The following is a 3708-nucleotide window of genomic DNA, read 5'->3' as shown; positions in this document are numbered from 1 at the left end:
CGCCATACGCCTCACCAACCGCATCAACACCACCCTCAACACCCACACCACCATCCACACCCTCTTCCAACACCCCACCATCGCCGACCTCGCCAATCATTTGGCAACGGCCGGCGTCGGCACGTCCGAGAGGGTCACGGTCGCAGTTCCCCGCCCTGAGCGGATACCGCTCTCGCCGGCACAGCGCCGACTGTGGTTCCTGCACGAGCTCGACGGTCCCAGCCCGGTCTGGAACATTCCACTGGTCACACAGGTCCGCGGTTCCCTCGACAGCAATGCCCTGAGCATGGCCCTCTCCGATGTGATACGCCGACACGAGGCACTCCGTACCGTGTTCACCGACCTCGACGGCGAACCGGCACAGTTGGTTCGATCCGACGTGAGCGTCGAGATCGGCTGGTCGTCCTGCGCGCTCGAAGGCATCGACGAAGCAGTGGCCGAGCAGTGCGCCTACGAGTTCGACATTGCCACCGAACTGCCTGTGCACGCGCATGTGGTGCGAACTGGCGTCGACAAAGCGGTATTTGTTCTCGTGGTACACCACATCGCGGCCGATGGCTTGTCGATGGGTTCACTCGTTGCCGACCTGGAGCGCGCGTACTCCGCCAGGACCGCCGGCCGGGAACCCGAGTGGCTCCCGCTACCGGTTCAGTACGCCGACTACGCCCTCTGGTCCCTCCAGCAGGAAGACCGGCACGACGACGACCTGGCGTACTGGCGGGAAGCGCTTGCGGGCCTTTCGGAAGAACTGGCACTGCCGTACGACAGGGCGCGGCCGGCACGGGCCTCCCACAACGGAGCCGAAGTGACTGTGCGGGTCGGGCCGGAGACTCATCACCGGCTGCGAGACCTCGCCCGTCACCACAAGAGCACCATGTTCATGGTCGTCCACGCGGCTCTCAGCGCCGTGCTGACCAGGCTCGGCGCCGGCACCGACATCCCGCTCGGCACGGTGGTGGCAGGCCGCTACGATCCGGCTCTCGACAACCTCGTCGGATTCTTCGTGAACAGCTTGGTACTGCGCACCAACACTTCCGGTGATCCCCGGTTCGACGAGCTGCTCGGTCGGATCCGCGCAGCCGACCTCTCGGCATTCGAGCACCAAGCCGTGCCCTTCGACCGCATAGTTGAGGAGTTGCGCCTCAGCCGGTCGCTGTCTCGCCATCCGCTGTTCCAAGTCGCTTTCAGCGTCGAGGACGAGGCGCCGGGGCTGCGGCTCGCCGGGGTCGAGACGACCACCGGTCGAGTGCCGATGTCTCCGGCAAAGTTCGACCTTCTCATCGGCGCGATCGAGCATGGCGTGACCGAGGACGAAGCCCACGGCATCACCTTGACGCTGACCTACGCGACGGACCTGTTCGACAAGGACACGGTAAGCGAACTGGGCGACCGGCTGGTGCGTCTGCTGAGCGCGGTCGCCCACGACTCATCACTCCGAATCGGAGAGATCAACCTGCTGAGCGCCGCGGACCGGCGGCGTTTGCTGAAGGACTGGAACCGGACCGACGACGTAGTGCCGAGCACCCTGCCCGAACTGTTCGAGGACCAGGTCAAGGCCGATGCGCAACGGGTGGCCGTCGAAGCAGACGGGGTCGGCACGTCGTACGCCCAGCTGAACGCACGCGCCAATCAGCTCGCACGCTACTTGATCCGTCAGGGCGTCGGCCCGGACGTTCCGGTTGCCGTGTCCACCCGACGCTCGCTCGACTGGGTGGTGGCGTTCCTCGCGATCGCGAAGGCCGGCGGCGCGTACCTGCCGGTGGACCCGGCGTATCCATCGCAGCGCAAGCAATTCGTACTCGCGGACAGTGCCGTTGGGATAGCACTGGTCGACGCCGCGGATGCCTTGGGCGATGTCGGCATGCCCACCGTGCTCCTCGGCGACCTCGACCTTTCGGGGTTTTCCGCCGACGACATCCGTCCGGCCGACCGGGCGGCTCCGCTGCAGCACAGCCACCTCTCTTACGTCATCTACACCTCGGGATCGACCGGAAAGCCCAAGGGGGTCGCTCTTGCGCACACCGGAATAACCCGACTGGTACGCCGGCACCGCGACTTCGTAGCACCGGACTCGGCGCACCGCGTGCTGCAATTGGCGTCGATCAGCTTCGACGGCTCCGTCTGGGAGCTGGTCATGGCGCTGTTGCTCGGCGGCACACTGGTGATCGGCAAGCCGGAAGCGTTGCTCACGGCCCGGCCGGGCGATGCTCCGGACATCACCCATGTGTTGGTCACGCCGTCGATGCTCGCCGCTTTGCCGACGCACGCAGTACCTGAAGGGGCCGTGGTCATCACGGCCAGCGAGTCCTGCCCGCAATGGCTGGTGGACCAGTGGGCAACCACCCACAACCTGGTCAACTCCTACGGGCCCACCGAGACCACGGTCTGCGCGACCGGCGGTCCGCTGCCCGCCGGGCAACAAGTGACCATCGGTGGCCCCGTTGCCAACACCGATGTCTACGTGCTGGACGAGGCACTGCGGCTGGTACCTCCGGGGGTTGCGGGGGAACTCTACATCGCGGGCGCCGGGCTGGCCCGGGGATACGTGAGCCAGGCCGGGCTGACCGCGTCCCGATTCGTCGCCGATCCGTTCGGTCCCCCAGGCACCCGCATGTACCGCTCGGGCGATGTGGTGCGTTGGGACAGGTCCGGTCGGCTGTTGTTCGTCGGGCGTGCCGACGACCAGGTCAAGATCCGCGGCTTCCGGATCGAACTCGGTGAAGTCGAGGCCGCGCTGTTCGCATGCCCAGGGGTCGGCCACGCCGCGGTCCTGGTGCGCGAGGACCAGCCGGGCGAACGGCGTCTGGTCGGCTACGTCACCGGCTCGGCCGAGCCCTCCGAGATACGACGGTGCCTCGCCCGGCGGTTGCCGGAGTACATGGTGCCGTCCGCGCTGGTGACGCTTGACGCGTTCCCTCTCACCACCAATGGCAAGCTCGATCGTCGCGCTCTGCCCGCACCGCACTACGGCAGCACGTCGCGGCACGCGCGCACTCCCCGCGAAGAGATGCTGTGCGGGCTGTTCACCGAACTGCTCGGTGTGCCCGACGTGGGCGTCGACGACGACTTCTTCACGCTGGGGGGGCACTCCCTCTTGGCCACCCGTTTGGTCAACCGGGTGCGGGTGACCTTCGGGGCGGAGCTGACTCTGCCCACGGTGTTCGAGAATCCCAGCGTGGCCGGACTGGAGCGATGGCTGCGCCAGGCTGATGCGGCCGACGTGGTTCCCCTGGCAACGGTGCATCCCCGGCCGGCCGAGGTACCGCTGTCCCCGGCGCAACGTCGGCTGTGGTTCCTGCACCAGGTCGACGGCGGGAGCGCCGCGTACAACATCGCGTTGGTCAGCCACGTCTCCGGGGCGCTGGACCGGGAGGCGTTCCAGGAGGCCATATCCGATGTGGTGATCCGGCATGAAACCCTGCGCACGGTGTATCCCGAGCAGGACGGCGAGGCACTGCAGGTCATCCTCCCGGCAGGAGAGGCCACCGTCACTGTGCAGTGGTCACAGAGCCTGCCGCAACTGGCCGACGAACGAATATCCCAGGAGTGCGAGCACAAGTTCGATCTCGGTGCCGATCTTCCGATGCGCGTGCACGTCGTCGACACCGGTGCTGAGTCGGTGTTGGTGTTGGTGTTGCATCATATTGCTGCGGATGGGTGGTCGATGGGGCCGTTGACTGCGGATCTGGCGTGTGCGTACGCGGCGCG

Annotated in this window: 1 protein-coding gene; it reads left to right on the top strand. The window is 66.8% G+C overall.

What is annotated here, in order from left to right; translation table 11 throughout:
- On the top strand, positions 1-3708 hold a 3708-nt coding region (locus tag ACFVT1_RS40930; RefSeq protein WP_389805850.1), incomplete at both ends, for an amino acid adenylation domain-containing protein.

Origin of the sequence: Streptomyces sp. NPDC057963 (assembly GCF_042887155.1) — a bacterium.
GTDB lineage: Bacteria > Actinomycetota > Actinomycetes > Streptomycetales > Streptomycetaceae > Streptomyces.
This window is presented reverse-complemented; position numbering and strand designations above follow the sequence as displayed.